Genomic DNA, 24,528 nt, shown 5'->3' with positions numbered 1-24,528 from the left:
CATAACGGTTGCTCCCCGTCACGCAGCCCCTTTTCAGAAGCGGCAACATAGGGCAGCCTGAGATCGTCCGGCTCCCCCGTATCGAGACGGGAGAGACGATCCTATCGCCCTGACTGACACCCAAGAAGGACAAGAACGCTCCCATGGTTTTGAGGACATTGCGCACGACACGCCGTCTGCTGCGCCCTGCATTGACTGCCCTTCTTCTCGCAGCGCCTGCGGCCGTGCTTCATGCGCCCTCCGCTGCTGCACAGGCTGTCATCACGGGCAACCAGACCATGACCGCCACGGTCGAGACGATCGACGCGGAAACACATACCCTCCTTCTGCGCGACCAGAAGGGCGGACTTCTCAACCTGACCATTCCCAAAGATGCAAAGAACCTGCCTCACCTTGAGGAAGGCGACCGTATCGCTGTCCGTTTTTTCCAGACACTCGCGGCCGATCTCGCTGCACCGGGCACACCCTTACCTGAATCGACGGTATCCTCGGCCAAGGGCTATGCGCGCCGCCATCCTCACGGCACGCTCGTCTCGTTCCAGCGTCAGCGCGTGAAGGTTGTCGCTGTCGATGCCGCCGCCCACAAGGTGACGATCATCGATCACGCCGATATCACCCGCACCATAACCGTCCGCCAGAAGGCACTCCTGCCCCTGCTGAACAGTCTGAAAATGGGCGACGAAGTCGACGTCACCACCATGGATGCCGTTTCGTTCTCCGTGCTGAACCGCACTGTCAACGGCGATGTTTCCGTAACCGAGAAAACCGGCGTTCAGGCCCCGGCCAGCTCTTCAGCCGCACCAACCACCCACTAAACCGGCCATCTACTGACAGGAAATGCTCCCGCAGGGCTCAGCCCTGCACCCGCGAAGGGGCAAGCCCCTTCGATCCCGGCTTCAATGCGCAGGAGCGGCGTGCTGCCAGAGTGTGTCCGGCGGGGGCAGATGGGGTGAGTTGTCGATCACGCCATAACCATCGGCAGCATAACCATGATGGGCAACCTTGCGTGGGCCGCAGCCGGCAAGCGTCATCCCCATGACCAGCGCGGCAAGGATCAGGCGGTTCATGCGCCTGGCTCCAGACGCAGGCTGTCGGCCACGGCGCGCGCGAGACGTGTATAGGCCTGCGCGGCCTCGCTTTCAGGCGCTGAAAGAATAATCGGCGTTCCTGCATCCGCACTCATGCGGATATCGGCTAGCAGGGGGATTTCGCCCAGAAACGGCACATTGGCTTTTTCGGCTTCGGCGCGAGCCCCGCCATGACCGAAAAGCTCGGTGCGATGGTTGCAGTTGGGACAGCAGAAATAGGACATGTTCTCGACCACGCCGAGAAGCGGCACGTTCATGCGTTCGAACATGGTCAGACCGCGACGGGCGTCCAGTAGCGCAATATCCTGAGGCGTGGACACGATCACGGCACCGCGCAGGCTGAGCTTCTGGGCGATGGTCAGCTGGGCGTCGCCCGTGCCGGGCGGCATGTCGATTACGAGCACATCGAGGGCGGGCCATGCGACATCGCCGAGAAACTGGCCGATCGCCCCCATGACCATGGGGCCGCGCCAGATCATGGCCTGCTGCTCATCCACCAGGAATCCGATGGACATGGCGTGCATGCCCCAGGCCTCGACGGGGATGATCTTGCCGTTTTCGAGCGCGGGCTTTGCTGAGTGGCCGAGCATACGCGGGAGCGAAGGACCATAGATATCGGCATCGAGCATGCCGGTGCGCAGGCCGAGCTTGGCCAGACCCGCAGCAAGATTGACGGCCGTGGTCGATTTCCCAACACCCCCCTTGCCCGAGGCAACGGCGATAATGGCCCGCACCTGGGGGAGCGCCTTGCCATCGGGGCGGGTTGGCTGCGGATGACCAGGGCTGTTTGCAGGCTGCTCCAGCTGGAAGGGGCGATGCCCCTGAGGCTGGGGGGCAGCCTTGCCGGGCGCACGATGGGCGGTAAGAATAATCGTGGCGCGCGAAATACCGGGCAGGTTGGCCAGTGCAGCTTCGGCACGCGGGCGCATGGGCTCGATACGTGCGGCGTCCTCACGCGATGTGGCGAGCGAGACATGAGCGTGACCGTCACGCACGGCCACGCCTTCAAGCGAGGCAAAGCTCAGAACGTTCGAGGTGCCAGCCTCATCCTTGACCAGTCGCAGGGTCTCGAGAATCCTGCGCTGGTCTTCCTCATTGGCGGGTTTTTCAAAATCGGTCATGGTTGTCCTCTGGCGGCAGGGCGCTGCTGGCGACGGGCCGGGGTCTGCTCCTTGTGGTTTAACATGGCTGGAAGTGGATCGCGCAAGCGTCTGCGCGTATGAGCAGGGCGATGCCGGGGCTCTTTACCCGGCCCATATGGGCAGGAAAGCAGGACAGGAATGAGCGAGGCCAGAACCGACGCCGCCCCCAAACGCAGAAAACGCGATCATCGTATCGATGCACTGCGCGGCATCGCGCTGCTGATGATGCTGGCCGATCATGCGCCGCAGGATGTGCTCAACCGTTTTACCCTGCGCAATTTCGGCTTTGCCGATGCTGCCGAGATTTTCGTGCTTCTGGCAGGTTACGCCTCCTGGCTTGCCTACGGTCGCCTTATCCTGCGCGGGCCGCCGAGCGGCGGCTGGATCATGGGGATCGAACGTATCCTGCGCCGGTGCTGGCGGCTCTATCTGTTCCAGATGGTCATGCTGCTCGTCTCCGTGCTCACGATCCGTCAATGGCGTCACTACTGGCCTGTGCCGGTAGATTTTCTGGAGCCTGAGCTTGCGCATGGCCATGAGTGGATCTGGCGCGTGCTCAGCCTCCAGGCCTTGCCGAACAATCTGAACATCCTGCCTCTCTATATCGTGCTTCTTCTGGCATTTCCGCTGCTGGTGTTTCTGTGGAAGATCTCACCCTGGCTGCTGGGGGGCGCCAGCCTTGCACTCTGGGGGCTGATCAACAGCGATCCCACATTGAATCTGCCCAACTGGCTCGATCCCGACGGGTGGTATTTCAACCCCTTCGCATGGCAGTTCATTTTCACGCTCGGTATGCTGGCTGCCATCATGGCCGGCAAGCGGGAGGGAAATCTGCCCGGTCCACTATGGGCGAAACTGCTGGCGGGCGCTTATCTCGTGTTCGCTGCGCTGGAATGCTTCCCCTATGAAAGCTGGAACCTGCCCAGTCTGAGGCCTCTGGCGGAACTGCCACCTGCCGACAAATCCGATCTCGCCATATGGCGCTGGACCGATGCGCTGGCCATTCTGCTGCTCGTTCAGTCTTCGGTCACGGCCACACGCCTGTCCGAAACGCGTGTCGGTCAGGGGCTGGCCCTGTTAGGGCGCCATTCGCTTGAAGTGTTCAGCTTCGGTACAATTCTGGATCTGTTTGCACGCCTTGTGATGAACAGCTTCGGCGATGGCTGGGTCATTCAGATACTGGTCAATGTACTGGGTTTTCTGGGCGTCTACGCTCTGGCTCTCTGGCTCGATCGCCACCGTCGTCAGGCCGCCCTCATGGCGGGTGAAACACGCAGGGAAGCCCGCGCGGAAGAGAAGAAAGATCGCAGCGCGGAGATAGGTGACGCAAACCCCTGATTTGCGTTAGCCTAGCATGATGAAACATCGCCTCGTTCTTGCCGCTCTGATGGGTGGCTGGGTTTCCGCCACATCTGCCGCCTTTGCCCAGTCCGCTCTGGTCCGGTCTGCTTCGGCCCAGTCTGTACCGGCCCACTCGCCCCCGGCGGCGCCAGCTACTCAGCCGGGCACGGCGACGGCCACAGCGCGCAGCGTTCATGCTGCGCCTGATTCGCTTGCGGATCTGGCTGCAAGCCTGCTGCCTGCGGTCGTGAATATCTCGATTTCGGCAACGCTGAAGCCGGGAGAAGATGAAGACGAGGATGACGGTCCGGATGCGAGCCCCGATGACGGGCCGCAGGTTCCGCAATTTCCCCCCGGCTCGCCGATGGAGAAATTCTTTCACGATTACATGAACCGCCAGCCCTCATCCTCGGAGCCCCCACGCAAGATGCAGGCTCTGGGCTCTGGCTTCATCATCTCGCCTGACGGGTATATCGTTACCAACAACCACGTCATCAAGGATGCCGACAAGGTATCGGTCACGCTGCAGGACGGTACGGTGCTACCCGCCAAGATCGTGGGGCGTGACAGCAGAACCGATCTGGCTGTCATCAAGATCGAAAGCAAGACTCCCTTCCCGACCGTGCCCTTCGGCGATAGCGACAAGGCCCGTGTAGGCGACCGCGTTCTGGCCATCGGCAATCCGTTCGGCCTGTCCGGCACGGTGACGAGCGGCATCGTCTCGTCGCGCGGGCGCGATATCAATCACGGTCTGTACGACGACTATATCCAGACCGATGCCTCCATCAATCGCGGCAATTCGGGCGGTCCGCTTTTCAATCTCGACGGACAGGTGATCGGCATCAACACCGCCATCTACAGTTCGAGCGGCGGCTCCATCGGTATCGGTTTCGCCATACCGGCCAACGATGCACGCGGCGTGATCGACCAGCTGCGTCGCGACGGGCATGTCTCGCGCGGCTGGATCGGCGTGCGCGTACAGAACGTGACGCATGAGATTGCCGACAGTATCGGGCTCAAACCTGAAAAAGGCGCGATGATTGCAGGCATCGACCCCAAGGGGCCGGCTGCGACGGCAAAGCTCCAGACCGGGGATGTAATCGTCTCGCTCGATGGCAAGCCCATTGACGGTCATGCCCTCCCGCGCCTGGTGGCCGAAATCGCACCGGGGACGAAAACGGTGTTCGGCATCTGGCGCAAGGGAAAGACGCTGGACGTCACGCTTGTGGTCAAGCCCTCGCCCGAAGCCCCCGACATGCCACCGACCGATGCCAAGACCAAGGGGCCGAGCAAACTGGCCCTTGCCGATCTGGGCGTCACCTTCTCGGCGATCGATGACGAGATGCGCAGCAAATACAGTCTGTCGGACTCACAGCGCGGCGTGGTGGTGAGCGATGTGACGCGCGATGGCCCGGCCGACACACGCGGGTTGCAGCCCGGCGACGTCGTGACCGAGGTGCAGCAGGTGGCCGTGAATTCGCCCGATGCCCTGTCCAAGGAGCTGACGCGCGCGCGACAGCAGAAAAAACATACCGTCCTGCTGCTCGTTCAGGGTCAGGACGGTCTACGCTGGGTGCCGTTGCCTCTATCCGGGGAGTAATCGATGCCCTTTGGCTCCCTGTTCCGGGCAAGAGCCGATGGTGAGGCGCCCTGGCGGCAGATGGTCCGCACGCTGGTTGCGGTCGCCCTGTGCTGGATCATCGGTGAGGCGACCGGGCTGGATGAGACGATCTGGGCCCTGATCACGGCGCTGATCGTGACGCAGTCGAGCATCGATCAGACCGTGTCCACAGCACGCGATCAGGTGATCGGCACGCTTGTCGGCGCAATCGTCGGCACGCTGGCCATTACCGCGCGGCTGCTGTTCGGTTTCTACTGGCCGATTTTCTGCGTTGCGCTCCTTCCTCTGGCCTATATGGCAGCAGTGCGTCCCTCACTGCGCTTTGCGGGGGTGACGCTGATGATCGTCTATCTTCTGCCTTCGCATGGCGCGAACCCTTACTGGCCCCTGACAGAACGTCTGACGGCCATTTTCCTTGGTGTTATCGTCTCGCTGGTCGTGTCTTTCGTCGTACTGCACGCCAATGCCAGAAGACGCGGCTTTCTGACCGCGGGGCGCATGTTCCGTGAAATGGATGAGCTGCTTCAGGCCGCCCTGCGCCGTCAGGAGATGTGGAGCGAGCTGGAAGCACGCAACGATCACTGCGCGCGCAACCTGTCTGTCCTCAACGAATGCGTGGCCGAAGCCTATCGTGAAAACTGGGGTCTGCTCGAAAAGCGTCACCCTATCCTGACCGTATTGCCGGCCCTCATGCGCCGTATGCTCAGCGATACCATGCTGGTGGCGCGCGCCATCAATGCGGGCAAGGACAGGGGCGGGTTTTCCGGTGTGGCCGGGCTGCATACCGGGCTGAGTCATGCGTATCGCTCTCTCGCCCGCCGCTGTGAGATCCATGCTGCGGGCAAGGCGAATGAAAAACCCTATCGTCCGGGCCGAGAGGATGTGCTGAGCACGCTCCCGACCCTGGGGCAGGATGCCCTGCCGGAAATGCATTTCGTGATTGCCCTGCTCCGTCAGGATCTGAGGCGCGCTACCGATGTGCTGATGTGCACACCTGAAAGCCGCGCAAAAGACCTGCGCGACATGATCGGAAAATAGGGACGGAACCGTCTGGCGATGAACCTGCCACCGGTCTGTCACGTTGAAGACGACGATCCGGACTGTGATTTGTCAGGCATTGCTTTGACCTGCCGCGACGAATCTGGTCTTTCTTTCCTGCCCGGAAACGGCGCTCCTGACGCAACAACAAGGGATTTAAGCTTATGATCACCCGCGAGACCCTGAAGCACCTGCCGCAAGGCGTGGACGCTCCATCCTATGATCTCAAGGACATCAAGCCGGGAATCCTGCATTTCGGCGTCGGCAACTTCTTCCGCGCCCATGAAGCGTTTTACGTGGACAAGGCGCTCGCGCTGCCCGGTCAGCAGAACTGGGGCATTGTCGGCGTGGGTCTGACCTCCGGCGAGCGTTCGAAGAAGAAGGCCGAGGACTTCAAGAAGCAGGATTGCCTGTTCTCCCTGACCGAAACCGCCCCGTCGGGCGACAGCAAGCGCACCGTGATCGGTGCCCTGCGCGACTATCTTCTGGCCCCCGAACAGCCTGAAGCCGTGCTCAACTATCTTGCCGATCCCGCGATCAAGATCGTCTCCATGACGATCACCGAAGGCGGCTACAACATCGACGAGCATACGGGCGAGTTCGCGCTCGATAACGAAGCCGTACAGCGTGACCTGTCCAACCCGGAATCGCCCTCGACCATTTTCGGTTATGTGGTGGAAGGCCTGCGCCGCCGCCGCGATGCAGGCGATCGCGCCTTTACCATCATGTCCTGCGACAACCTGCGCCATAACGGTAATGTCGCCCGCAAGGCATTCCTCGGTTATGCCAAGGCACGCGATCCCGAACTGGCCAGCTGGATCGAGGCCAATGCCACCTTCCCCAATGCCATGGTGGACCGCATCACCCCAACGGTTTCAGCAGAGATCGCAGCACGTCTGAACCGTGAGAGCGGTCTGGACGACCTTCTGCCGCTCGTCGCTGAGGATTTCACGCAATGGGTGGTGGAAGATGAATTTGCCGACGGACGCCCTGCACTTGAAAAAGTGGGCGTGCAGATGGTCGATGACGTAACCGATTACGAGTTCATGAAGATCCGCATGCTCAATGCATCGCATATCTTCCTGGCTTTCTCCGGTCTGCTTCTGGGCTACGATCATATCGATGAATCGATCAACGATCCCGATCTGCGCAAGCTGGTCGAGACCTATCTCGACACCGATGTCATCCCGACCCTGAAGGCTGCGCCGGGCGAGGATCTGGAGAATTACAAGAAATCGGTGATTTCACGCTTCTCGAACCCTGCCATGGCGGACCAGAATCTGCGTATCGGCAGCGATGGCGCGTCGAAGGTACAGGTGTTCTGGACGGCGACCATCCAGAACCTGCTGAACGACAAGCGCGATCTCGATCGTGTCGCCTACGGTCTGGCGGCCTATCTTGAAATGCTGCGTGGCAAGAACGAGAAGGGCGGTACCTTCGAACCGATCGAACCCACCTTCACCGACGAGACATGGAAAATCGCGAAGAGCGACGATCTGGAAGCCGGCTTTGCCCTTCCGGCTTTCGATGGCTGGCGCAAGCTCGACCATGCCGCACTTGACGAAAAAGTGACCGAACTGCGCAAGATTATCCGCGAAAAGGGCGTCAAGGCAGCGCTCCCCGTCTGAAAAGGATGCGCGAAAGCCGCACTCATGACAGATTTCTAGGGCAGGCGAGTTTTCCTGTGTCCCAAAGTAACCTATGGGCGTTAGGAAAATCGGAGATCCCCCGGCATTTAGCCGGGCCTGCTGGAGATAGTCATAGTGCTGCGTCGCGATCTGGTAAAAATCGGTGCTGGCCTCTCTATATTAGGGGCCAGTAAAATTGCCCGGGCGGCGCCCTCTGCCGCCCCCAAGCCTACGCCGTTCGACAATAATACGGTCCGGCAGATCGCGCAGGCCATGTCGAAATCGGCCTACAAGGCGCCGCAGCAGACTCTCCCCAGCGCCATCGACAATCTGAATTTCGATCAGTTCCGCGGCATTGCCTACAAGGAAGACCGTGCACTCTGGCACGGCCAGAATCTGGCTTTCGATGTCGAGTTCTTCCCTCGCGGGTTCCTGTATCGCCCACGCATCAACATGAACGAGGTGGTCGACGGTCAGTCCAGCCCGATCGTTTATGACCCCGATATGTTTACCTATCCCGATCCGATGCTGCGCGTGACGGACGATCTCGGCTTCTCGGGTCTGCGTTTGCGCAATGCCATCAACACACCCAACGTCATGGAAGAATGCGCTGTCTTCCTCGGTGCCTCCTATTTCCGTGCTGTCTCCAGGGGGCAGAATTACGGCCTGTCTGCACGTGGTTTTGCCAACGGAACGGGCGATCCAAAGGGTGAGGAATTCGCCCTGTTCCGCGAATTCTGGCTTGAAAAGCCCAAGCCCGGCGTCGACTCCGTCGTGATCCACGCACTCATGGACAGCCCCTCGGTCGTGGGCGCCTTCCGCTTCACCATCCGTCCGGGCGCCACTACGGTGTTCGATGTTCAGTCGAGCTTCTATCCGCGCACAGACATTACCGAAGGCGGCGTCGCTGCCCTGACCGGCATGTTCTATTTCGACGCCAACAACCGCAATCATGTCGATGACTGGCGCCCTGCTGCTCATGACAGTGAAGCGCTGCAGATGTGGACCGGCACTGGCGCCCAGCTCTATCGCCCGCTGAATAACCCGGTCGATCTCCAGTTCTCCGCTTTTCAGGACGCCAGCCCGCACGGTTTTGGCCTGATGCAGCGCCGTCGCGCCTTTCATGATTTCGAAGATCTCGCCCTGAACTACGAGAAACGCCCCTCGCTCTGGATCGAGCCTATCGGCGACTGGGGCGAAGGCGCGGTCGATCTGGTCGAAATCCCGACCCCCAACGAGGTCAACGATAATATCGTATCGTTCTGGCGCCCCAAGCAGACCATGCAGGCCGGGCACGAATATTCGTACACCTATCGCATGTACTGGGGCTGGGACACGCCCTGGCCGACCGATCTGGCCCGTATCGGCGCGACGCGAGTCGGCGGGGTGACCGATCACGCCGATGGCCGCATGTTCGTCATCGACTTCACGGGCAAGCCTTTCGAGAACCTGCCGCCCAACGCGGCTTTTCATCTCGTCCCTCAGGCATCGACCGGCACGATCAAGAACGTGGTCGTCGAGCCCAACCCCAACATCAAGGGATGGCGCACAACGTTCGAATTCTACCCCGGCAGTGCCAAGCTGGCCGAGCTCACCTGTCAGCTTGCCAATGAGCAGGGCCCGATTTCTGAAAAATGGATGTATCGTTGGACGCCGTGAGCAGCCTCTCTCCCAACTTCACCCCCTTCGACGTGCTCCCGGCGGAATCGCCACTTGCGATGCCGACGCAGAACCTGCGTCAGCGTCCCGAGACCTTCGGGCGCGATCGCCGTCTGCCGACCACCCCCTCCCTGTTATGGCTGCGACGCCTGCTTGTAATCGGCGGCGCCATTCTCCTGACCGGCTGGGGCGCGTTCGAAATGAACCGCGTGCTCAATTCCGTGGGCGTCTCGACGCTGGGCATTATCGTGCTCGCGCTTTTCGTCGTGCTCGGCGCATGGATCTCGCTTTCCTTTACCTCCTCCCTTGCCGGGTTCGTCTCGGTACTGCGTCACGGCGGTCTGGGTCTGGGCATTTCGCGTGACACGCCCCTGCCGGCGCTCATGTCACGCACGGCCGTGCTCATGCCCACCTATAACGAGGACCCCGATCGCGTGCTTGTGGGCCTGCGTGCCATTCACGACAGTCTCGTAGCCACCGGGCGTATCGATGCATTCGATTTTTTCATGCTTTCCGATACGACCGATCCTGATGTCTGGGTTCGCGAGGAACGCGCCTATCTGGCTTTCGTCGAGGCCGTAAACGGGCAGGGGCGCATCTTCTATCGCCGACGCCCCAAGAACATCGATCGCAAATCCGGCAATCTGGAAGAGTGGGTCAAGCGTTTTGGGGGTGCCTATCAGCAGATGCTGACCCTCGACGCAGACTCCGTCATGGATGGCGGTCTGATCGTGCGTACCGTCTCGGCCATGGAACGGCATAAAAACGTTGCCCTGATCCAGACGCTTCCGGTCATTATCGGCGGCAAGACGCTGTTTGCCCGCATGCAGCAATTTGCCGGCCGCGTATACGGACCGCTCATCGCCCATGGTATTGCCTGGTGGCATGGCTCGGAAGGCAATTACTGGGGGCACAACGCCGTTATCCGCACCCGCGCCTTTGCCGAGCAGGCTGGACTGCCGCATCTGCCGGGGCGCAAGCCTTTCGGCGGCGGCATTCTCAGCCATGATTTCGTCGAGGCCGCCCTCATGCGTCGCGGTGGCTGGGCCATTCACATGATTCCCGGCCTGTTCGGCTCTTACGAGGAAAGCCCGCCATCGCTCACCGATGTCGCCATTCGCGACCGTCGCTGGTGCCAGGGCAATCTTCAGCACGGCAAGATCGTCCTCTCGCGCGGGCTGCACTGGATCAGCCGCATGCACATGATGGTGGGAATCGGGGCCTATATCACCTCCCCCCTGTGGCTGCTGTTCCTGATGTTCGGCATCCTGATATCGCTTCAGTCGCATTTCGACCGGCCCGAATATTTCGGTGATACCAAGACGCTGTATCCGCACTGGCCACAGGTCGATCCGGTACAGGCCAAATACGTGTTCATCGGCACCATGGCCGTATTGCTGGCTCCCAAGTTTCTGGCCCTGATCGCCACGCTTTTCGATCGTTCCATGCTGCGCAGCTGTGGCGGTTTCGTGCGCCTCGTCGTGTCCATTTTGCTCGAAACGCTGATTGGCGGTCTGATCGCGCCAATCGCCATGCTCATTCACACATCGGGCGTCATCTCCATTCTTCGCGGTCGTGATTCGGGCTGGAACGCCCAGAACCGCGATGACGGGCGCGTGTCGCTGAAGGAAGTCGCGCACGGCTACTGGATCTATACGGCTTTCGGCATCGTTCTCGCCGCGGCCGCCTGGTCCGTTTCCTTCTCGCTCTTCCTGTGGATGACGCCGGTTCTGGTGGGTCTTGCCCTGGCGATCCCACTCGCAGCCATGACGGCCAGCCGCGATGTCGGCCTGTGGCTCAGGAGCTGGGGCCTTCTGCTGATCCCCGAAGAGGTCAATCTGCCTCCCATCCTCGCTCTGGCCGCGGAGAACGATCTGCGACGCACCCAGGCCGAGGCCCTACCCAATCGCCCCCCCGCAGAAGCTTTCGCCGCCCTGCGCAGCAATCCCGATCTGGCAGCAGAGCATCGGCGCGCCTTGCCTGCACCGCGTCAGCCCGGCAGCGCCATCGACCCCAATCTTCTGGTCGGTCTTCTCAAATTGCGTGAAGCGTCATCCGTTTCCTCTGCCCTTCAATCCCTGACCCGTCAGGAAAAAGCAGCCGTGCTGTGCAGCGCTGAAGGTCTGGACCTGGTTCTTTCGCTTCCCGCCTGATCACGTCACCTTGCAGGGCTCTGCCCTACACCCGCGAAGGGGCCCGCTCCTTCGATCCTGCTTCATGATCTGACAGGTTTTCAGAGAACGATTGTCCTCTGGCGGGGTACGGGGCAGTGCTCCATACCGGACCGCCCACCCCAAGACGCCGTCATCAGAAAACAAAAAGGGTCGGCCTTGATGGCCGACCCTTTTGCGTTCTGTCAGGCAATAAGATCTTACTTGAACTTCTGACCGCGCTGACCGACCTGGGCGCAAAGCTGCGTACGATGGCTCAGATCGAGGGAAGAGACGTCGAACGGGACGTTCGTGCTGGTCTGGAGCAGACCCTGACCGCCCAGCGAGTAATACTGGTCGTTCTGCACATCCGGGCGCTTGGCAAGCTTGCGGCCTACAACGCGCAGCGTCGTGCCGTGCACCAGATGGTTGCGCACGCAATAGCTCGCCAGACCTGCAAGGTTGCCGGCCTTGGCTGAGTCGAGCGACGGCAGACCGTATGTGTCGAGAACGCCGGGCGTTGCTGCGGTAGCGACCGTATTGCTTACAGCGGGACCGCCAACGGCCTGCATGGCGCCGTTATTGGCGGTCGGTGCGCCCTGACGCTCAACGGGAACGGAACCGGCAGGCATGACGGTGGACTGTGTACCCGGTGCTACGGCAGGCACAGGTGCCTGCTGGGCATGAGCTGCGCCAGCATAGGCGAGGCTGCAAAGGGCCGTCAGACCAAGACAAAGACGTGACATCATGAAATCGATCCTTAGTTATGCTCTTTTTCAGGCCCGTCGTTTGAATGAGGACCTGTGAAAACGCGCTTTACCGGTCGTTCAGACAGGTCGAAGGACGTGCGGTTGTCTAACATTTGAGCCAGGCGCTAGTTTATTACCCAATCGAAACTTTGTTACTTCGAGCCCGGGAAACATTGAGCTGCGCCCTGATCTGCCGCACTGTGGGATGATCAATCGTCATCCATGCTAAGGCCCTGTCATGATCCCTCCCTCACCGAGGCGCGTGCCTCATACGATCACCCAGCTCGACCGTGTCCGGCAGGATGATTATGCCTGGATGAAGGATGAGAACTGGCAGAAAGTCCTGCGCGATCCATCCCTGTTACGCACGGATATTGCCGAGGCCCTGCGTGAGGAAAATGCCTATACCGAGCACTGTCTGGCCCCCATGGCGCCTGAACGCGAGACGCTGCTGCGGGAAATGATCGGGCGTATTCCGCCCGCCGAGGATTCCGTTCCCTGGCCCGACGGCGACTGGCTCTACTTCTCGCGTTTCGCCAAGGATGCACAGCATCCCGTCTATCTGCGACGCCCGCGTCGGAGTGGGGGAGAGGGACAGGATGAAGCAGAGCAGGTGCTGCTCGATGTCGACGCCCTGGCAAAGGCGCATGCCTATTTCGCGCTCGCTGCCACACGCCATTCAGACGATCATCGCGTGTTCGTCTACGCCGCAGACACGCAGGGATCGGAGGTTTACCGCCTGCACAGCATCGATCTCGAAACGGGCAAGCCTTTCGCACCTGTCGTCGAGAGCGCTTCGGGCAGTTTCGTGATCTCGCCCGACAGCGCATGGCTTTTCTGGATCTATCGCGATGACCATGGACGTCCCTCTCGTGTCTATCGGCGTCCTCTCGCCGGGGGCGAGGATGTACTCGTGTTCGACGAACCCGATCCCGGATTTTTCCTCAGCCTTGCCGTCTCGGCATCGCGTCAATGGATCCTGATCGAACGTGGCGACCACGACACGAACGAGACTCTGCTCATACCGGCATCCGATCCGACCCGGATGCCCGAGATCGCCTCACCGATGGTACGGGGCGAGCGCTATACGCTCACGCACTGGAACGACCGGTTCATCATACTGACCAATACCGGCAATGCAGTCGATTTCGCTCTCATGCAGGCACCGGACACGGCACCGTCGCGTGAGAACTGGCGCGATTTCGTGCCGCATCATCCGGGTCGCTACCTGCTCGGCGCCACCGCCAGCCGGGATTATCTGGCCTGGTCGGAACGTGTCGACGGCAATATCGAGATCCATGTGGTCAAGGCGGATGCCGGGGGGAACGACACCGGGAAGGACATACGCAGTCAGGCCAGAACGATCGGAATGCAGGAGGCTGCCTTCGATCTCACCCTGCTCGGCTTTCTCGAATATGACGACGCGGTTCTGCGATATATCTACGAATCACCGACGACGCCTGCACACTGGTACGATCTCGACATGCGCTCGGGCGAACAGGTTCTGCAGAAAATACGCGAGGTTCCTTCGGGTCATGACCCCGCACTCTATGAAACGCATCGTCTTTTCGCCGTGGCAGATGACGGTGCAGAGGTGCCGATCACCGTTCTCAAACGACGCGACACGCCCATCGATGGTACGGCCCCGATCCTGCTCTATGGCTACGGGTCATACGGAATCTCCATGGAATCGGGGTTCAGTACCTCTGTGTTCAGCCTAGTGGACCGTGGCTGGGTCTATGCCGTCGCGCATATCCGCGGCGGGTCGGAAAAAGGCTGGAACTGGTTTCTGCAAGGGCGAGGCAAGCACAAGCCGAACAGCTTTACCGATTTCGTGACCTGTGCACGCGATCTCGTCAGCCGGGGTTACGGGAAGGAGGGTCGCATTGTCGCTCATGGTGGATCGGCGGGCGGACTGCTGATGGGGGCGGTCGCCAACCTTGCACCTGCACTGTTCGCCGGCATCGCCGCACAGGTGCCGTTCGTGGACGTTCTTAACACCATGTCCGACGATACCCTGCCGCTCACCCCGCCTGAATGGCCCGAATGGGGTAACCCGCTGGAAGATCGGGATGCCTATGACCTGATCGCAAGCTATTCGCCTTACGATAATATCAGGCCGGTGGCCTATCCGCCCGTTCTGGCAATGGGTGGGCTGTCCGACCCGCGCGTGACCTATTGGGAACCCGCGAAATGGATCGCAAAGCTACGCGAAGTGGCGTCAGGAGGGCCTTTCCTGTGCCGGATCAATATGGATGCCGGTCACGGCGGATCGTCGGGACGGTTCAAGCGCCTTGAAGAGGTCGCTTATGTGCAGGCCTTCGCACTCTGGGCCATGGCAAGGCGCCCTCTGACAGACGGCGCCCCCGATACAAGCGCGCCCTGAAACCATACAGGAAAGCTCTGTAGAGGCGTGGATCGGCCAGAACCGGGCCGATCCGCCTTATTCGTCGGTCTCTGCCTGGGGGCGGGGCCGTATGGCCGCACAAAGTGGCGGAAGCCTGGCATCGGACTCGGCTTTCGTGCGGCACATGGTGCGCGCATCCGTACCGCAGATCTCGATGGTTTCCTCGAAATCGGATTCGAGCACATCGCGTGCGACTGCCGCATCCTGATTGCTGCTGCTGTCCGTATCCTGATCTGCAATGATCTTCTGCGTCTTGTGCAGTTCCTTCAGGGCTTCGACACAGCTGTCGCTGGCCGAGTCCGGATCTGTCTGCAACACGGCAAGAATCCGGTTGAGGATCGATGCGGGATCGTTTTTAGGATGTGGCGCAGCCTGCGCCGAAAGAGGCAAACCCAGCATCAGGGCGGCAAAAACAGGCAGAGCTTTCTTCATCGAATCAGGATAATTGCCTTTTCATCCTTTGAAAACGCCCAAAATACGGGGTTTCCACGCGCTGAAATGCAGCTAAGAGTTGACTCTGGACAAGGCGATGAGTATTCCGACCACCACTCGCGGGCGCGACGCCCGTTCGTCTTGCATGGCCCGGGAAGCAAATTATCATGAAGATCCGTAACAGCCTCAAATCCGCCAAGCTCCGCGACAAGGACTGCCGCGTCGTTCGCCGTCGTGGCCGCGTCTATGTCATCAACAAGAAGAACCCGCGCATGAAGGCTCGCCAGGGCTAATTCACTGTTGATGCCAAAACGGAGCCTCAGCCCCGTTTTGACGCATTGCACGGTCCTTTACCGGACCGTCGTCAGGCCGTGTCTGCTTGTCAGCAGCGCGGCTTTTGTCGTTTCTGCGTACACCCCCTGCCAGGCTGTTCCTGCTCACCCGGGCACCGACCAGACCCACTCCCCCCATGCAGGCAACCGGTCCGCAACCGCACAGGGGGCTGGCTCCTCCTCTTCCACCCCAGCATCGAAGCAGGCGCCTTCGGGGAAATTACCCGCAGACAAGGCAAAGCCAGACCCGCTGCGCGACGTCAGCAAGGCCCTGCGCAACGCGCATAGTCCGGCCGAGGCACGCGCTCTGGAACGTCGCGCCGAGACCCTGAGACAGAAAGGGCTTTCAGCCAGTACGCGCCTCCTGCTTGAGAGCGGCGATACGAACCTGAAGGCGCATGACTACCGCAAGGCCGAGGCTGCGTTGGACAATGCGCTGGTTCTCCAGCCCGACAAGGCATTCATACGCCGCGGCCGGGCGCGCATACGCTATGCCGCAGGCGATTTCGAAGGGGCGATAAGCGATCTCGGCGTGGCCCTGCATCTCGACCCTGACGATCCGCTCTCATGGCAGCTCCTTTCCCAGGTCGAGGAAGAGCGTCACGATATCGGGGCAGCGCTTCAGGCGGCAAAACAGGTGCTTGTGGTAGACCCTCTGGCTAGTGGCGGTATCAAACGTGTGAAGACACTGCAGGCCACCCTGGATGGACGTCCCATTTAAAGCGCGTCACCATCTCAACTCTGCCTTGATTGCGCAGTTTGATAAGATGTCGAAGTCATAAGGAGAACATCATGTTCAAGAAGAACAAGGCCAAGGTTACCGAACTGACCGCGCCGGAACAGGGCAAGAAGGGCTGTTGCATCAGCAAGATGTGCTGCGCCGCCAAGCCGCAGACCAAAGAGGCCATTCTGGGAGGCCTGACCTTCCTCAGCATGTTCGGCCCCAAGAAGCTGCGTCCGCATCTTCAGCATGTTCTGGCCGTGATCGCCATCGTCACCTTCGTGGTCAAGGCCATCAAGCGTGAAGACAAGAAGGCCTGAGCCTTACCCGGATGCAGCCTTCGGGCTGCATCCACCCCATATTCCTGCAAAAATGGTCCCGATCCCTGCCCGGCAGGCGCAGCGCCCCTTTTGGGCTATCTGAAGCGCATCCGTTCAGCCGCCCGCGCCATAAAGGCCCCCGGCAAAGCCAGACCTAGAGAAACGAAATCGGGTCAATATCGACGTCGATGCGCTCATGGCTGGAGAGTTTGACCCCATCGAGCCAGTGCCTGAGAATCGGCTGCACCGCGACATTGCGTCTTGTGCGCAGCAGAAGCCGACGCCTGTGACGACCGCGCAGAATGGCCAGCGGGGCCGGGGCCGGCCCAAGCACCTGCACGCCAGGAAGATCGGGCGCGCGCGCGCCAAGCATGGCGGCAACCCTGTCGGCCGCTTCGGCTGAGTCGGCGCTGATGATCAATGCGGCCAGGCGCCCATACGGTGGCCAGAACCCGGGTTTTCTCTGCGCCGCTTCCTGATCCATGAAAGCAAGATAATCGTTCGAGACCAGCGCTTTCATGACGGGGTGATCGCCAAGATAGCTTTGAAGCAGAACAGTACCAGGCTTTTCCGCACGACCGGCGCGACCGGCCACCTGATGCAGAAGCTGGACGGTCCGTTCGGCAGCACGCAGGTCCCCCCCGCCCAGACCGAGATCGGCATCGACCACGCCGACCAGGGTCAAATCAGGAAAATGCCAGCCCTTGGCAACGATCTGCGTCCCGATCACCAGATCGATCTCGCGTTCGCTGATACGCCTGACCGCTTCTGCCGTGGCCGAGGGCGACCCGAGTGTGTCAGAGGCCATGACCAGAATACGCGCCTCGGGAAAATGGAGCCTCGCCTCTTCATGCACGCGCTCGATTCCCGGACCGACAGCAACAAGGCTGGCTTCCGCATCGCAGGCAGGACAGGTGTCCGGCAGGGGTTCGTTATGCCCGCAATGATGACAGGTCAGAATCTGCCTTGCCCTGTGCTCCACAAGCCAGGCCGAGCAATTGGGGCATTCCATACGATGACCGCAGGCACGACACAGTGTCAGCGGCGCGTAACCCCGACGGTTGAGGAACAGCATTGCCTGTTCCTGACGTTCGAAAGTGGCCTGTATGGCATCGATCAGCGCCGGTGAGAGAAACTGCCCCCTTTCGGGAGGCGCGCGCCGCATGTCGATCAGCTGCACATCAGGCAGGGTCGCATCGCCATGACGGCTGTGCAACACCACGTGACGATATCGCCCCGTCTCGACATTGGTCAGCGTTTCCAGACTCGGTGTGGCGGATACGAGTATGGCAGGCACATCTGCAAGCCGCGCGCGCACGATCGCCATGTCGCGCCCGTGATAGGTAACGCCTTCTTCCTGCTTGAACGCTGATTCGTGCTCCTCATCCACGATGATCAGCCCGAGATCGGGAAAGGGCAGGAAAAGCGCCGAACGCGCGCCCACAACGACACTGGCCTGCCCCTGTGCGATGGCATGCCAGGTTTCACGCCGTTTCTTGCCACCCAGTTCGGAATGCCACAGTGCAGGCTGAACGCCGAAACGTCGTTCGAAACGGTCGGTCCACTGGGTGGACAGGGCAATTTCAGGCAACAGGACGAGACATTGCCGCCCCTCGGCCAGACAGGCAGCAATCGCTTCGAAATAAACCTCCGTCTTGCCCGAGCCGGTGACGCCCTCCAGCAGGGTTACACCAAAGCTGCGCGTGTGTACGGCCGCCGTCAGCTCAGTTGCGGCGTCCTTCTGCTCCTGTGAAAGATGCGGCGGCTGAAAATCCGGATCCGGGTGAGCGAAGAGCGGTGCAAGCACCAGAGGCGCTTCCTGCAGCAACCCCACAGCAGCCAGACCGCGCAGGACAGCCGGTGAGACGCCCGTCTCGGCAGTCAGCGTAGCAGTAGACACAGGCTCGGCCCCGACTGCGTCAAGCACGCGCTGCCGGGCCGTTGTCATACGCACGCCCTGCGTATCGGCGGTGCCCTTTATCCAGCCGAGCTGGACACGCGTAGGCGCCGTGTGACGGGCACGGATTGCCATTGCCAGAACAAGGCCGGGGGGCGTCAGCGTATAGGCGGCCAGCCAGTCGATGAAACGCCGCAGATCGCCGGGCAGGGAAGGCATGTCGAGCCGTTCGAGCACGGGTTTGAGCCGCGCCATCGGGACAGAACGTGCAGGCGCCGGCGCAAAATCGGCAGGGACATCGTTTTGCGTATCCCACACACAGCCCGTTTCCTGACGTCGCCCAAGAGGCACGGCAACCAGATCGCCGGGAGACAGCGCTCCTTCACGCGCCAGATAATCGAGCGGCGTCGGAAATGGCAGTGGCAGCAGCACGCTGACACGCACGGCTCTCTCGCCATCTGCGTCCAGCTTCTCTAAGCTCGCTTCTGTCATGCTGCCCAAGCGCCCCCTTCTGTCCTGTCCTCTTACCCGAGACGAGGTCCGACGTCATGCTGATGCATGAATGTCTTGAAAACTGGCTCGACTGGCTGGCACTCGAAAAGAGGGCACGTCCCAATACCGTCATCGCCTATCGTCACGATGTATGTTCGGCACTGGCATTTCTCACCGGGCATCTGGGAGGAGAACCCGATCTCAACGCGTTTTCGACCCTGAGAACGAGCGATTTCCGCGCATGGCTGGCTTTCGATGCCAGCCGCTCCGAAACAGGGCGTGGCACACCGGATGGACGCGCCCGCTCTCGTGCGAGACGGGTCTCCGCGCTGCGGTCGTTTTTCCAGTATCTCTCCCTGCGCCATGGGCTGAGTGCCAGTGCGCTTCGCCAGATGAAGGCCCCCAAAACGCGCAAGCGTCTGCCCCGCCCGCTCTCGCGCGATATTGCGCGTGCCGCCCCTGTCGAAATGGCTGCCCTGGCCCTGCACCCCCTTTGTGCCGCACGCGACGAGGCCCTGTTTACCCTGCTTTATGGCGCAGGCCTGCGTATCGGCGAGGCGCTCGCCCTCGATGTGCGCGACTGCGATCGTGCCGCGGAGTCCGGACTGCGCGTCATAGGCAAGGGAGGCAAGGAGCGTATCGTTCCCGTCCTGCCCAGCGTTCTCAAGGCACTTACGGCATGGCGTCGTCAGCATCCCTGCCCGCTTCCCGACGCGCCTCTGTTCGTCGGCCTGCGTGGCAAGAGGCTTCAGCCAGCCGTGGCACGACGGGTCATGCAGGCGTGGCGCGATCAGAGCGGCCTTGATGCCAGTGCGACCCCCCATGCCCTGCGGCACTCATTCGCTACGCATCTCATGGAAGGAGGTGCCGATCTGCGTGCGATACAGGAACTTCTCGGCCATGCCAGTCTTTCCACCACCCAGGCCTATACCCTGGCCGACGAACGCCATCTCCTTGCCGTCTGGCAGGCTCATCCACGCGCAAGGAAATAGATTGTCATGCCGCGCCTTCTCCCCGCCCTGTTCCTTGCCTTTACGACAGGTCTGTCGATCGCCCGGGCCTGGTCTGCGCCCTGCGCACCGCAGCGTATTGCCGATATTCCGCTCCATAATGACGGGCTGTTTCTCAATGCGCCGGTCGTGCTGGATGGCCGTCAGGCACGGTTCATTGTCGATACGGGGTCCGAAGGCAGCCTGATTATCCCCGAAGCGGCAGCGGCGCTGCGTCTTACGCCCGACCCGGCCCATGCGACCGTTATCCAGGGGCCAAACGGGCGCGGTCAGCTTGCCCCGAATATGCTGATACGCTCGCTTGCACTTGGCACCATTCCGCTCGGTCAACGCTCCATCCCCCTGGGCGCCCTGCCCGGCCTGCCGTCGCTGACACCGCCCGTCGCGGGACTGATGGGTGTGGATCTGCTGCATGGCATGGATATTGAATTCAATGTGCCCCGACAGCGCCTTACGCTCTGGCGTGCCGTCCCCGGCGACGGGCGCTGCCTGGCTGCACCTGCCTGGCCCGCTGGCTACACGACGCTGCGTGCCAGACGTGAAGGAACACGCCTGACCCTGTCTTTCACACTCGATGGCCATGACGGTCTGGCTCTGGTGGATAGCGGGGCGCGCTCGCATATCCTGTCACGCAGGTTCGCCCATTCCATGGGTATTTCCGACGATGTGCTGCGACGCGATCAGGGAGGGGTGACGAGCGGTGTGGATCTGAATGCGCGCTGGTATCACTGGCATCATTTCCATGCCCTGCATCTTCAGGAGGAAAAACCCGGAAGCGGCAACCCTGTCTGGACAAACCCGGTTCTTACCGTCTCGGATATGCGCGACGATGCCGACATGCTTCTGGGCGCAGACTGGTTTGCCCAGCACGATATCTGGATTTCGTTCAGCGCAGGACAGGTCTGGGTACGCTGAGGAGGCGCGCAACCGTCAATCGGGCAGAGTTCGGCAAGAACAGCGATACGGGGAAGCGTTCCATGGTGGAGCTGAGGGGAATCGAACCCCTGACCTCCTCATTGCGAACGAGGCGCTCTCCCATCTGAGCTACAGCCCCACGGAACGCTGCAAAAGCTACACGGTCTCTCATCAAAGTCAAGAATGACAAACCGTAAGCCAGAGCACATCCTGTTGTGCCGAACAGCCCTGCGCGGCTAGACTGGGGCCTTAGCCCTTCTGACAAAGAGACCCGATTTGCTGATCCTCACCATTTACAACATCATCATGATGCTGATTCAGCTCTTCACCTGGGCGTTGCTGCTCTATTGCGTCATGAGCATGCTCGTCGGGTTTCGCCTGCTCGATCCGGGCAACCGCTTCGTCTATAATATCGTGATCTTTCTGGGACGTATCGTCGAGCCTGTGCTCAACCCCGTACGGTCCATCCTGCCGCAATTCGGCGCGCTCGATCTGAGCCCGCTCGCGGTTCTGCTCGGATTGCAATATCTCGTCGTGCCGGTTCTCAACCGTCTGGTCTTCGCTTCCCTGCACGCAGGGTACTGAACACCCTTACTGTCACCGACGACCACACTAACGGAAGAATATGGCTCAGGGCCGTGTCCGGCCATACGATCCGCGTTTCAGACCACGAGCCGCAGCCTCTGACAGGTGGTCGAGAAATCATGCGGCAGAATGCGGGGTTTCAGACAGATCCCCCAGCATTCCGCATCCTGCACCTAATCGGCGACATCGCTGAATTCATGCCAGCCGAGCTTGGCCGAAAGCAGCGACGCCGTGTGACGCACCTGGGGCGCCAGCGCCTTCATGCGCATGAGCGGCATATCGCCCGTACCACCGGTGATGCTGATCGAGGCAACGATACTCCCCGATGCATCCCGTACAGGCACGGCGACGCAGTGAACGCCAATCTCGTCATCTTCCAGATCGAACACGCAATCCGATGCCCTGTAAAAGCGCATGCGATTGACCCAGCTGGATAGCCCGGCAGGCATGTGGCGGTAGCTGGTGCGATAATGACGCGCCCATTCTGCCTCATCCTCGTCAAGAATGAGCGCACGGCCCCCGGCTGTACGCGCAAGCGGCACATGCTGCCCGGTTCCGGTACGGACAGAAAGCGGCGTCCGTCCGTCCAGCCTCATGATATAGATCACCCCGCCATCCGAGCGCACACCCAGATGGACCATGCGATCCGTCGTCTCGTTCAGACGCTGGAGGAGCGGGGTGGCAAGCCCGAGAAGCGGTGTCACGGCCTGGGCCTGCGTCGTCAGGGTTGTCAGCTTCTCACCCAGACCGTAGCGCCCCATAGATTTCAGACGCAGCCAGCCCTGCTGGAGCAGGGCCGCAGTCAGACGCTGTGTCGTGCTGCGCGTACACCCGATTTCCAGAGCCAGTTCGGAAAGAGTGTCGACTCCAGCCTTTACGGCCAGAATGATCGACAGACCGCGACCGAGGGTCTGTGTGCCCTGAGGCCAGTCTTTATCCGAATATGCCACGTGCCGCTCCATGTGTTCTGAACGGTGCCTTGGTCTTCTGAAGGGCTTGTCGTTCGCTATGAGGGTTGTTCTTGCTCCACCTAGGGCGCGAGAGCATCTCATAACGTTATTGCTGTCCGAATAAACCTTTATCTTCGTTTTTTGTTCACATCTATGTAATCAAGACTGTAGTAGTTCGTATTTTTTCACAAATTATTTCTTCTATCCCGGAAATCTGATCTGGTAAAGATACGGCCAGTATTTACCAGTGATGAATACTCTGTCTGTTGTCCGGTCATAGGCGATACCATTCGGCACCGCATCCGGATCGTCCAGATTAACCTGTTCTTCAAGAACTGTCAGATCGACCCACGATTTCACCTGACCTGTTTCGGGATCGATTCTCGCAATCTCGGGTGTCATCCAGATATTGGCCCAGATCTCGCCGTGAATATATTCGAGTTCGTTCAGTCTATTCACTGCAATACCATCGGCAGTCACGCAAAGCCGTCCGATCACATGCAGCGTGACCGGGTCGAGACGCTTCAGGCAGGACGTTCCATCCGACATGATCAGCGTATGGGAATCGTGAGTCAGCCCCCAGCCTTCCCCGGTATAGGTAAAATGATCTTTCAGGGTGAGAGACGGAAAATTCCAGACATAGCCGTTACCGCTGCGCCATGTGATGCTGATCAGGGTATTGCCCCAATCGACGATACCCTCACCGAAATGACCGTCAGGCACGGTGGTCTGACTCAGGGTTTTCCCGCTCTGCAAGGCGACCTTGCGTATGACAGAGCGACCGGACAGGCCCGTGCTCTCGTAAAGAAACCCGTCACGATACAGGAGCCCTTCGGTAAAGGCCGAAGGATCGTGCGGGTAACGCGCAACGATCTGCACGGGCAGGACAGGAACGGCAGCTTCTGCCTCAACCGGCAGGCCCGGACCGTTCAGAACAGCCAGCCCCAGAAACAAGGTAAAACGGGCGGCAGATTTGACCATGGGGCAGCCCTTCAGCGGCAGTTCTTTTGCCCCGCTATACGCTCTCGTACTCCGTTTGCAATAATCACCCTCGCTCGACCGCCATATTTATTCAGCCGCCTTTTACCCTGCGAGATACCGTCATTCAGGATCACGCCCGAAAGCCGGTCTCAGGATGCGGCCGGACGGTCATGCGGCGTTCCGTAAATCGCCATGAAGGCCCTGCCTATACGACCCGCCACTGAACGGATCTGCTCTTCACTGCAATCGATCGGCAGTTCAAAACGCTTGCGCTGAACGAGGCGCGTCTGACACAGCGCCATGAACTGCTCTGCGGCAAAAAGGGGATCGTCCGTTGCGATTGCGCCCTGTTCGATCCAGTGCTCGACCCACTGCGTGACCGTATTCAGCGTCCGCCCGAAGCCGTGACGCCAGAACGTATCGGCCAGATCCGGAAAATGCGGGGCCTCAGCGACGATGATCCGGTACAGGCGCAGCGGTCCAGGCTCAAGAAGAACCGTGATGAAGCGTTCGGCCAGCTGCGTGAAAGCAGCCTCGCAGCTCATGGTGGTGAGGTAGCTCTGACAGATTGCCGGGGCCAGCTTGCCACGGCTCAGATCCTCGATCACGGCGCCGAACAGGTCGGCCTTGTTTTCGAAATGATTATAGAGCGTGCCCTTCGATACCCCTGCGCGGCAGGCGATCTGGGACATCGAGGCGCCTTCATAACCGGACTCCAGAAAGATCGCCTCTGCGCCATCGAGGATCTGACGTCGCTTCGCGTTGCAGGACGCACTCTCGCGTATCGTATCGTCATTCTCGGGCAAGATGCTTCCTTCGTTCTTATTCAACCGGTCCATCCGTCTGACACATTGATCTCATCGAGAGCAGGGGCCTGATGTCGAGCAGGACAGTCAGACGCAAACGCGGTGACCGCCTGCAAGCAGAACCCAGAACTGACCGAACGGGTCGATCAGCGCAAGGCAAAACTGTCGCCCAGGCGACAATCATTCAAAACTGCAACGAGAATGACTTCAATGTGTCCAGGAAAGGTCTAGGCATTCCGGGTCCGTATCGCGATAAATTGGCCT

General features: G+C 60.5%; 22 protein-coding genes and 1 tRNA gene. 14 read left to right on the top strand and 9 right to left on the bottom strand.

Going from position 1 to position 24,528, the window contains the following annotated elements; all coding sequences use genetic code 11:
* Nucleotides 1-143 precede the first annotated feature (143 nt).
* Nucleotides 144-815 (top strand): preprotein translocase subunit YajC, encoded by a 672-nt coding sequence (locus tag NF685_RS09795; RefSeq protein ID WP_252849489.1) that lies wholly within the window; start codon nt 144-146, stop codon nt 813-815.
* Nucleotides 816-896: 81 nt separating this feature from the next.
* Here NF685_RS09795 and NF685_RS09790 read toward each other — a convergent pair whose 3' ends face one another.
* Complete coding sequence (locus tag NF685_RS09790) at nt 897-1,067, bottom strand: hypothetical protein (protein WP_222546231.1); 171 nt, start codon at nt 1,065-1,067, stop codon at nt 897-899.
* On the bottom strand, nt 1,064-2,209 hold the full coding sequence (locus NF685_RS09785; RefSeq protein WP_222546232.1) for an Mrp/NBP35 family ATP-binding protein: 1,146 nt from the start codon (nt 2,207-2,209) through the stop codon (nt 1,064-1,066). The genes NF685_RS09790 and NF685_RS09785 overlap by 4 nt, the downstream gene beginning before the upstream one ends.
* Nucleotides 2,210-2,368: 159 nt before the next feature.
* Here NF685_RS09785 and NF685_RS09780 point away from each other — a divergent pair, with 159 nt between their 5' ends.
* The 6 genes from NF685_RS09780 (at nt 2,369) to mdoH (ending at nt 11,670) form a co-directional block, all read left to right on the top strand.
* Nucleotides 2,369-3,568, top strand: coding sequence for an OpgC family protein (locus tag NF685_RS09780; protein ID WP_222546233.1), 1,200 nt, complete (start codon nt 2,369-2,371; stop codon nt 3,566-3,568).
* A 16-nt stretch (nt 3,569-3,584) separates the two neighbouring features.
* Nucleotides 3,585-5,171 carry a Do family serine endopeptidase gene (locus tag NF685_RS09775; RefSeq protein WP_252849488.1) on the top strand — a complete coding sequence of 529 codons (1,587 nt, stop codon included), beginning with the start codon at nt 3,585-3,587 and terminating at the stop codon, nt 5,169-5,171.
* A gap of 3 nt (nt 5,172-5,174) precedes the next feature.
* A complete protein-coding gene (locus NF685_RS09770) occupies nt 5,175-6,230 on the top strand; it encodes an FUSC family protein (RefSeq protein ID WP_222546234.1) in 1,056 nt (351 codons plus the stop codon).
* A gap of 164 nt (nt 6,231-6,394) precedes the next feature.
* A complete protein-coding gene (locus NF685_RS09765; RefSeq protein WP_252849487.1) occupies nt 6,395-7,858 on the top strand; it encodes a mannitol dehydrogenase family protein in 1,464 nt (487 codons plus the stop codon).
* Nucleotides 7,859-8,035: 177 nt separating this feature from the next.
* Nucleotides 8,036-9,517 carry a glucan biosynthesis protein gene (locus tag NF685_RS09760; protein WP_373317786.1) on the top strand — a complete coding sequence of 494 codons (1,482 nt, stop codon included), beginning with the start codon at nt 8,036-8,038 and terminating at the stop codon, nt 9,515-9,517.
* Nucleotides 9,493-11,670: a glucans biosynthesis glucosyltransferase MdoH gene (gene mdoH, locus NF685_RS09755; protein ID WP_222546237.1), complete on the top strand. Its 2,178-nt coding sequence runs from the start codon at nt 9,493-9,495 to the stop codon at nt 11,668-11,670. The genes NF685_RS09760 and mdoH overlap by 25 nt, the downstream gene beginning before the upstream one ends.
* 218 nt (nt 11,671-11,888) lie before the next feature.
* Here the strand turns inward: mdoH and NF685_RS09750 are convergent, their stop codons facing one another.
* Entirely contained in the window at nt 11,889-12,416 is a 528-nt protein-coding gene (locus NF685_RS09750; RefSeq protein ID WP_222546238.1) for a DUF2501 domain-containing protein, read from the bottom strand.
* Nucleotides 12,417-12,654: 238 nt separating this feature from the next.
* Between NF685_RS09750 and NF685_RS09745 the strand changes: the two genes are divergently transcribed.
* Nucleotides 12,655-14,802, top strand: coding sequence for a S9 family peptidase (locus NF685_RS09745; RefSeq protein WP_252849485.1), 2,148 nt, complete (start codon nt 12,655-12,657; stop codon nt 14,800-14,802).
* A 57-nt stretch (nt 14,803-14,859) separates the two neighbouring features.
* Here NF685_RS09745 and NF685_RS09740 read toward each other — a convergent pair whose 3' ends face one another.
* Nucleotides 14,860-15,255, bottom strand: coding sequence for a hypothetical protein (locus NF685_RS09740; protein WP_222546240.1), 396 nt, complete (start codon nt 15,253-15,255; stop codon nt 14,860-14,862).
* Between the two features lie 167 nt (nt 15,256-15,422).
* Between NF685_RS09740 and ykgO the strand changes: the two genes are divergently transcribed.
* From ykgO to NF685_RS09725, 3 genes are all read left to right on the top strand, one after another.
* Nucleotides 15,423-15,548 (top strand): type B 50S ribosomal protein L36, encoded by a 126-nt coding sequence (gene ykgO, locus NF685_RS09735; RefSeq protein WP_023978233.1) that lies wholly within the window; start codon nt 15,423-15,425, stop codon nt 15,546-15,548.
* Nucleotides 15,549-15,585: 37 nt separating this feature from the next.
* On the top strand, nt 15,586-16,308 hold the full coding sequence (locus NF685_RS09730; RefSeq protein WP_252849484.1) for a tetratricopeptide repeat protein: 723 nt from the start codon (nt 15,586-15,588) through the stop codon (nt 16,306-16,308).
* A 71-nt stretch (nt 16,309-16,379) separates the two neighbouring features.
* A complete protein-coding gene (locus tag NF685_RS09725; protein WP_222546242.1) occupies nt 16,380-16,628 on the top strand; it encodes a hypothetical protein in 249 nt (82 codons plus the stop codon).
* 154 nt (nt 16,629-16,782) lie between these two features.
* On the opposite strand, the gene NF685_RS09720 is transcribed toward NF685_RS09725, so the two are convergent.
* The gene (locus tag NF685_RS09720; protein WP_252849483.1) at nt 16,783-19,017 is read right to left on the bottom strand and encodes a primosomal protein N'; all 2,235 of its coding nucleotides are present in this window, start codon (nt 19,015-19,017) and stop codon (nt 16,783-16,785) included.
* A gap of 56 nt (nt 19,018-19,073) precedes the next feature.
* Between NF685_RS09720 and NF685_RS09715 the strand changes: the two genes are divergently transcribed.
* Together NF685_RS09715 and NF685_RS09710 are read left to right on the top strand one after the other, a co-directional pair.
* A complete protein-coding gene (locus NF685_RS09715; protein WP_252849482.1) occupies nt 19,074-20,009 on the top strand; it encodes a tyrosine recombinase XerC in 936 nt (311 codons plus the stop codon).
* 6 nt (nt 20,010-20,015) lie between these two features.
* The gene (locus NF685_RS09710) at nt 20,016-20,942 is read left to right on the top strand and encodes a retroviral-like aspartic protease family protein (protein ID WP_252849481.1); all 927 of its coding nucleotides are present in this window, start codon (nt 20,016-20,018) and stop codon (nt 20,940-20,942) included.
* Between the two features lie 63 nt (nt 20,943-21,005).
* Here NF685_RS09710 and NF685_RS09705 read toward each other — a convergent pair.
* Nucleotides 21,006-21,081 (bottom strand) — tRNA-Ala (locus NF685_RS09705).
* Between the two features lie 137 nt (nt 21,082-21,218).
* On the opposite strand from NF685_RS09705, the gene NF685_RS09700 reads away from it, so the two are divergent.
* The gene (locus NF685_RS09700; RefSeq protein ID WP_306414232.1) at nt 21,219-21,527 is read left to right on the top strand and encodes a YggT family protein; all 309 of its coding nucleotides are present in this window, start codon (nt 21,219-21,221) and stop codon (nt 21,525-21,527) included.
* A gap of 173 nt (nt 21,528-21,700) precedes the next feature.
* Here the strand turns inward: NF685_RS09700 and NF685_RS09695 are convergent, their stop codons facing one another.
* The 3 genes from NF685_RS09695 to NF685_RS09685 all read right to left on the bottom strand — a co-directional run bounded on the left by NF685_RS09695 (nt 21,701) and on the right by NF685_RS09685 (nt 24,264).
* Nucleotides 21,701-22,477 carry an IclR family transcriptional regulator gene (locus NF685_RS09695; RefSeq protein ID WP_252849480.1) on the bottom strand — a complete coding sequence of 259 codons (777 nt, stop codon included), beginning with the start codon at nt 22,475-22,477 and terminating at the stop codon, nt 21,701-21,703.
* A 201-nt stretch (nt 22,478-22,678) separates the two neighbouring features.
* Nucleotides 22,679-23,458 carry a glutaminyl-peptide cyclotransferase gene (locus tag NF685_RS09690; RefSeq protein WP_252849479.1) on the bottom strand — a complete coding sequence of 260 codons (780 nt, stop codon included), beginning with the start codon at nt 23,456-23,458 and terminating at the stop codon, nt 22,679-22,681.
* Between the two features lie 149 nt (nt 23,459-23,607).
* Nucleotides 23,608-24,264: a TetR/AcrR family transcriptional regulator gene (locus NF685_RS09685; protein ID WP_252849478.1), complete on the bottom strand. Its 657-nt coding sequence runs from the start codon at nt 24,262-24,264 to the stop codon at nt 23,608-23,610.
* Nucleotides 24,265-24,528 lie beyond the last annotated feature (264 nt).

Origin of the sequence: Asaia lannensis NBRC 102526 (assembly GCF_024054035.1) — a bacterium.
Classification (GTDB): Bacteria; Pseudomonadota; Alphaproteobacteria; order Acetobacterales; family Acetobacteraceae; genus Asaia; species Asaia lannensis.
The sequence above is the reverse complement of the archived record's forward strand: the minus strand, read 5'-3'. Positions and strand labels throughout refer to the sequence as shown.